Origin of the sequence: Dyadobacter frigoris (assembly GCF_005280585.1) — a bacterium.
In the GTDB taxonomy this organism is placed as follows: domain Bacteria; phylum Bacteroidota; class Bacteroidia; order Cytophagales; family Spirosomataceae; genus Dyadobacter; species Dyadobacter frigoris.
The window spans coordinates 23,043-29,042 of sequence record NZ_SZVO01000032.1; the positions used below are offsets into that span (position 1 = coordinate 23,043).

Here is a 6,000-nt window from a genome sequence, read left to right on the forward strand (position 1 = left end):
TAAAGTCACGGACATAAAACATACGATACAGATCGAACTTTAGATTTAGCCAATCAAAAAAAATAAAATTATTTTAGATACTGTTTTAAGTCTTATAGTTAATGAATGAACAGTTTGCTGAATCTTCGAAATCTCAGGATAAAAAAGTTTAGAAGTTCTTCTATATTCAAATCATAAAAAGCCTTTTCCTCCTCCGTTCCAATTAACGAAAAAGATTGTTTGTTAGCAGGATCCTGAATAAAATGAAAATCAATTATTGTTTTGTATTCCGTAGTATGGCTGTTATCCGTTTGCTCATCAAAAATTAGTTGCTCGCACCGGATATTGTCGATGTGAATACCAATTTCACTATACTTTGACTGATCAAACTCTGAATAAAAGCGTTCATAAAACACTTTAATCGCTAGTGTGTAATCTCCGTTTCGTGCACTTTCTGATTGGAAAAGATCCGAACGGAAAAAGCTTTGTAATTCTTCGGGAGTAGGCTTATTCATGAAATAATTTTGGCATCAACGTTTAATATATCGATCTTAAATTTATCTGCGTTGTTTGAATATGCAAGTTTTGAAATTTTTACTTCACGAGAATTCCAACGGATATTTCAAATAAATCAGTAGCAAAGGCACGATCAGAAATGGTATTTCAATTAATGTAGGTTTGATTTCGCCAACGTTCAGAAACATGGCCATAAGAGATACGATTACAACAACATTCAGCAAATTCCCGATAAAAAAGGTTTGCGGAGCCAGAATAAGAAGCGCTCCCATAATGCTCAAAACGCCAATAGCTTTTATAGCAACCGGACTTAAATTCAATTTATTAAACAATTCTACTTCCGGACCCGTATCGCCTGGTTTTATATGAAGTGCCTGCCAGCCATGTTTCAGACCCATATAAGCTGTGAACAAAATAAGTACTCCACTGATTAATTTGATGATCATATCTGTGTTGTTTTTGTTTTCACAAAACTATGTATTAGACGGATGCCGTTGTTTGCCAAAAACAATCCGATGTTTATCAAATTCAAATATTCTGGTTTCTAATTTCTATAGGCGACAGCGAGGTCTGTTTTTTGAAGAAATTCGAGAAATGTGATAATTGTTCAAAACCAAGACTGTAAGCAATTTCGGAAATGTTCCAATCTGTTTGTTTTAGCAGGATTTTGGCTTCCTGAATTAATCTTTTGCTGATATGTTCAGTGGTCGTTTTACCGGTATTTTCCTTTAAAACTTTGTTGAGATGATTACTATGAACGGAAAGCCGGTCGGCGTAATCTTTTGCAGTACGCAGGCTTACTTTTTGCTGGGGCGTTGCAATCGGAAATTGTCTTTCCAGCAACTCAATAAAAAGCGACGAAACCCTGGCGGATGCATTATGCGTATTGTTATAAGTCGTTACCGGTTGAAGCTTTTGTCCGTAATGAATGATTTCCAGGATATAATTCCTGATCAGATCATATTTGTAAAGATAATTTGAAGCAATTTCTTCCTGCATTTTCTTGAAAAGTCCTGCTATCTCAATGGCTTCCTTATCCGAAAGCTGAAAAACGGGAATAGCTCCCGGCCGAAAAATTGGAAGCTCGTCTAAAACAACACCGCTCTTGGATTGAACCAGAAATTCATCTGTAAAAATGCAAAAGTAGCCCGATTGATCCATATCCTGCGGAACCCAGTTATATGGAATTTTTGGAGTAGCAAACAGCAACGCGTTTTTTTCAATTTCAAAAACTTTATCGGCATATTCTGCTCTGTTTTTCCCTCTCACGATACTTATTTTGTAATAAGCACGACGGTTATAAGGCATAAAATGAGCATCCGAAGTTGCTTTTGCAATCAGGTCTTCGACACAAAATATATTAAAGTGCCCAATTTCTTTATTGATTCCTTCCGGCAGCAGCGAATTCACACTTTCCTTTGTAGAGGCAGCTATATCTTTATAAAATTCGTCAATGGTTACCGGCAGCATAATAAATATTTTCAGTGTGCTGCAATGTAAGAATATTGTTTGAAAAGAGGAATCAAATAATTGAATATGGTAAGTCTGTTCAACAAACCAGACGATAACTTATACGTTCACAGCCATCAGGATTTGAATTTGATAAATAATGGATTGAAATGAGTAAACGTGTATTTCCGACTACACTTTACTTTTACACCATCAAAATAATCAATCTAAAAAATGGAACTTACGAACAACACGATATTAATAACCGGCGGGACAAGCGGCTTTGGTCTGGAATTTGCCACCCGATTATTGGCCTTGGGAAATACGGTAATAATTACCGGCCGGGATCAATCTAAACTTGATTTAACAAAAACGAAATTACCCGGGATTCATACTTTCCAAAGTGATGTGAGCGATCCGGCCGCAATAATGGCATTATTCGAAAAAGTAACCAGCATGTTTCCAGAGCTAAACATCCTGATCAACAATGCAGGTGTGATGCGTAAAATCAGTTTGCATGATACTTCGCTGGGTCTGGAAAACATTACCCGTGAAATCGAAATAAATCTGATGGGACCTATCCGGATGGTACAGCAGTTTCTTCCTCATCTGAAAACTAAAAAATCGGCCGCTATTATGAATGTGACGTCTGGAATTGCAATTGCACCCTTTCCGGTTTCTCCCATTTATGGTGCTGCCAAATCCGGGTTACGTTCTTATACACAGTCGCTCCGTGTACAATTAAAAAAGAGCCATGTCAAAGTTTTTGAACTTATAGCTCCCGCCGCAAAAACTCCACTCGGTGATCAATTCGATGATCTTGAAGGATTTGATGAGAAAATGCTGATGGATCCGGTTAAATTAATTGATGTTGCCTTGAAAGAATTTGAAAAAGATACTTTCGAAATATATCCGGGAATGGCAAAAATGATGAAACTACTGGCCAGAATTGCACCAAAATTCCTGCTAAGCCAAATGAGTAAAACAGGAGCGGAATTTATGGCGGGATGAAATGACAAGTCACCACAATTACACTATCCAATTAATTAATAGCAGTTTGCAGCAATCCATTGAAAGTTTTACTACAAACTTACCAGAGAAGCAGAAAGTTGATTACATTTAATAAAATTTTTTAAAATGTTTCCTGGACCAAATTTTATATATGAAACGAACATTTTTGCTCCTCACTTCTATTTCCCTGATGCTTTCCCAGACAATTTTTCCAGTTTCCGCAAAGGAAGCCGAAAAAACTGCTGTTGAGGAAAAACCAGTTTCTGATTCAAAACAAAAGCCGCTTCCACGCATAGGAATTGTTGGTTTAGCCATTGAATCAAGTACATTTTCTCCTGCCCGCACGAATGAGGAAGCTTTTCATCCAAAACGTGGTGACCAGATTTTTACTTCTTATCCATTTTTTTCACCAGATTCCATACTTCGCAAAAGTGCAAACTGGCTTCCGGCATTTATGGGCCGTTCGCTGCCCGGCGGTACTGTGACAAAAGAAGCTTATGAATCGATGGTAAAACAATCGCTGGATTTGCTAAGAAAAAATCTTCCATATGATGCCATATTTTATGATATCCACGGTGCCATGAGCGTAGTGGGTATGGATGATCCGGAAGGTAATTTCCTGATCCGGATCCGTGAAGTGGTTGGCAAAAAACCGTTCATTTCAACTTCCATGGATTTGCACGGAAATGTTTCATGGCGACTGGCGCAAAACACGGATCTGATAACCTGCTACCGTATGGCGCCGCATGAAGATGCAATGGCTACAAAAAGACGTGCGGTCGCGAATATGTTGTCCCGACTGGAAAGCGGAAAAGGGAAACCTGCTTATAAAGCCTGGATTCCTATCCCTATATTATTACCGGGCGAACAGACAAGTACCCGGATCGAGCCCGGAAAAACTTTGTATTCAGCCGTTTCTCCGGCTTCTTTGCAACCGGGAATTATTGATGCTGCAATCTGGATCGGGTATGCCTGGGCGGATGAACCTCGTAACCATGCGGTGGTGATGGTGACCGGCGATGATAAAGATAAAGTGACAAAAACGGCGGAGCAATTGGCCGGCAGTTTTTGGAAAGTACGGTCTCAATTTGATTTTGTAGCACCAACAGCCACGTTGGATGAAGCACTTAATGCAGCTGTTAAAAGCCAAAAACATCCATTTTTTATTAGCGATTCCGGTGACAATCCTACTGCGGGTGGCGCTGGTGACGTAACATGGACGCTGACAGAAATTTTGAAACGCCCTGAATTTAAATTAGAAAATGGCCCTTCGCTCATTTATGCATCTATTCCGGGACCGGCCGTGGTTGAAGCAGCTATTAAAGCAGGCGTAGGCGGGAAAATCGATGCTTTGGCTGGTGCAGCGGTGGATGCGCGTTTTGCTCCGCCAGTAAGGCTTGTAGGAACGGTTGAATCCATTGAGCATGGTGATTTAAATGCAGAAACCGAAGTGGTGATAAAAGTAGGAAGTGTGCATGTGATTGTTACCAAAAAACGCAAACCTTATCATAAGGAAGCAGATTTCACCAGACTTGGACTGAACCCGCGCAAATCGGATATTGTAGTTGTTAAAATCGGTTATCTTGAACCTGAACTTTACAATATGCGGGCTGACTGGCTTCTGGCACTAACACCGGGAGGCGTTGATCAGGATCTGAAAAGACTTGGCTATAAGAGAATTCAGCATCCGATGTATCCTTTGGACAAAGACATGAAAGATCCGGATTTGAAAGCTAAACTGGTTCCTTCATCTGAAAAATAAATAAATAGAGCTGCCATACTAAGTTGGCAGCTCTATTTATATTTATAACCTGATCTAAAAATTATAATCCTTCTGTATATTTCTTAAAATTATTCAATATCGATTGCCAGCCTGCTTTTTGCATCTCGACAGGATTTTCTGTTTCTGCATCAAAATTTTCCGTTACAAGCGTCTGATCTCCTTTTTCTTCAAATTCAATTTTGACTTTTCTGCCGTCTTCCAGAGAATAGGAAATCAATTTGTGATCGGTTACTTCGTCATATATTCCTTCAAAATCAAATCCAAAACTGCCGTCTCGGGCTTCCATCCTTGAAGAAAATTTCCCACCCGGACGTAAATCGTTTTCCGCTTTGGGTGTGAACCAGTCGTCCGACGCATTGTTCCAATGCATGATATGCTCAGGTTTGGTCCATGTTTCCCAGACTTTTTCAATCGGTGCTTCTATTGTAGCTTCAACTATTATCGTTTCTGATGCCATTTCGCTGTTATTTAGTTTTGCTTATTTTTTAAGTTAATCTAAACTGCACATTTTATCTATTTAATCAAAAGGCAAATAGCTTAAAAACTTTTAGTATCCATGAACTAGGTCACAATTTCAACGCCTCACACCCAACAGATGCAGCATCAGGTTGCAGCGAAAAGGCTCCATCACTAATGTGCAGTAGCCTTGACGATGCACCGATGTTCTCAGAATTCTCAAAATCAGAAATTAATGCCTGGATTGCCGGTAACGAAAACAGCTTGCTTACTTCGGATTACAACTTCGAAATTCTTGGAGATTCATCGGTTTGTAGTACTACAACATTCAGAGCGAACTTATTTGGAACCTTGGTTTTCTGGTCAAGTAGTAATTCTACTTTACTATCCATCAATCCTACGACAGGTGCTGCAAAAAGAATTGGAACAGAAAATGGCCTTGTTACGATAACCGCTGTCATCGACGTATGTAGTACACCAATCAGGGTCACAAAAGAAGTTTATGTAGGAATACAGATATGGCGGGCCATGTTTCCACAGTAATAACCAGTTCTACTATTCAGAGGAAAATACTGGACAGTAGATTGTTAGCACGGAAGACTATTATGTCTAAGCTTTGCAGCAAAGGCCAAGTGAAATAGTGAATTTCAATTCATGCCGGAATATGGTTTTGTTGTCCCTTTAAGTTACCGACTGGGAGTTTAGAGCCCGTATAGAAAACTAGACTGTAATGGACAACGAGCAAAGTGTTTGTAACTCTAAATATTATTTCTATGAAAAAGGAATCCCGTAAAAAAGTGAAGGAC

The 6,000-nt window shown here is 39.2% G+C and carries 7 protein-coding genes; 3 read left to right on the forward strand and 4 right to left on the reverse strand.

The features are described 5' to 3' along the window. Window positions 1-98: 98 nt before the first annotated feature. From FDK13_RS34130 to FDK13_RS34140, 3 genes are all read right to left on the reverse strand, one after another. The gene (locus FDK13_RS34130) at window positions 99-494 is read right to left on the reverse strand and encodes a hypothetical protein (RefSeq protein ID WP_137344495.1); all 396 of its coding nucleotides are present in this window, start codon (window positions 492-494) and stop codon (window positions 99-101) included. Between the two features lie 84 nt (window positions 495-578). Continuing rightward, the gene (locus FDK13_RS34135; protein ID WP_137344496.1) at window positions 579-941 is read right to left on the reverse strand and encodes a hypothetical protein; all 363 of its coding nucleotides are present in this window, start codon (window positions 939-941) and stop codon (window positions 579-581) included. Between the two features lie 82 nt (window positions 942-1,023). Further along, on the reverse strand, window positions 1,024-1,965 hold the full coding sequence (locus FDK13_RS34140; RefSeq protein WP_137344497.1) for a helix-turn-helix domain-containing protein: 942 nt from the start codon (window positions 1,963-1,965) through the stop codon (window positions 1,024-1,026). 213 nt (window positions 1,966-2,178) lie between these two features. Between FDK13_RS34140 and FDK13_RS34145 the strand changes: the two genes are divergently transcribed. Both FDK13_RS34145 and FDK13_RS34150 read left to right on the forward strand, forming a co-directional pair. Next, window positions 2,179-2,955, forward strand: coding sequence for an SDR family oxidoreductase (locus FDK13_RS34145; protein ID WP_137344498.1), 777 nt, complete (start codon window positions 2,179-2,181; stop codon window positions 2,953-2,955). Between the two features lie 151 nt (window positions 2,956-3,106). Next, complete coding sequence (locus FDK13_RS34150; protein ID WP_137344499.1) at window positions 3,107-4,717, forward strand: M81 family metallopeptidase; 1,611 nt, start codon at window positions 3,107-3,109, stop codon at window positions 4,715-4,717. 61 nt (window positions 4,718-4,778) lie between these two features. On the opposite strand, the gene FDK13_RS34155 is transcribed toward FDK13_RS34150, so the two are convergent. Next, window positions 4,779-5,195: an SRPBCC family protein gene (locus FDK13_RS34155; protein ID WP_137344500.1), complete on the reverse strand. Its 417-nt coding sequence runs from the start codon at window positions 5,193-5,195 to the stop codon at window positions 4,779-4,781. Window positions 5,196-5,371: 176 nt separating this feature from the next. On the opposite strand from FDK13_RS34155, the gene FDK13_RS34160 reads away from it, so the two are divergent. Next, a complete protein-coding gene (locus FDK13_RS34160) occupies window positions 5,372-5,737 on the forward strand; it encodes a hypothetical protein (RefSeq protein WP_137344501.1) in 366 nt (121 codons plus the stop codon). The last annotated feature ends 263 nt before the right edge of the window (window positions 5,738-6,000 follow it).